General features: G+C 59.5%; 2 pseudogenes. Both read left to right on the forward strand.

From position 1 onward, the window contains the following. Positions 1-109: pseudogene (locus AKL27_RS28065) on the forward strand (electron transfer flavoprotein subunit beta/FixA family protein); the annotation flags it as partial. Between the two features lie 136 nt (positions 110-245). Beyond that, positions 246-548: pseudogene (locus AKL27_RS26935) on the forward strand (electron transfer flavoprotein subunit alpha/FixB family protein); the annotation flags it as partial.

The following is a 548-nucleotide window of genomic DNA, read 5'->3' on the forward strand; positions in this document are numbered from 1 at the left end:
TCTGAAGACGGTCAAGGTGGCTGAGCCTGCCAAGCGTACTGCTGGCGTCAAGGTGCCGGATGTGGCGACCTTGGTTGCCAAGCTGCGCAACGAAGCCAAAGTCATCTGAGGCAGTTGAAAAATGATTCTGGCGTCGTTGCCCAGCCTTGCCGTGCAATCGCGCACTGTCTGCGGCCGGGCGCCTGGCCAGAACCGCTTCGCTTCATTTTTGAAACTGCCTCTCTACGGATATTAGAAGGAACATCATGACCGCATTAGTCATCGCAGAACACGACAACATCAGTCTCAAGGGCAGCACCCTGAACACGGTTACCGCGGCTGTCCAAGCCGGCGGCGACGTGCATATTCTGGTCGCAGGTCACAACGCCAGGGCGGCAGCCGATGCTGCGGCACAAATCGCCGGCGTATCGAAAGTCTTGCTGGCCGACGCCGCGCAATTCGCGGACGGTCTGGCAGAAAACGTGGCCGAGCAAGTGCTGGCCATCGCCAGGGACTACAGCCACATTCTGGCACCGGCAACCGCCTACGGTAAAAACATCCTGCCGCGC

This window comes from Herbaspirillum autotrophicum, from assembly GCF_001189915.1.
GTDB lineage: Bacteria > Pseudomonadota > Gammaproteobacteria > Burkholderiales > Burkholderiaceae_D > Herbaspirillum > Herbaspirillum autotrophicum.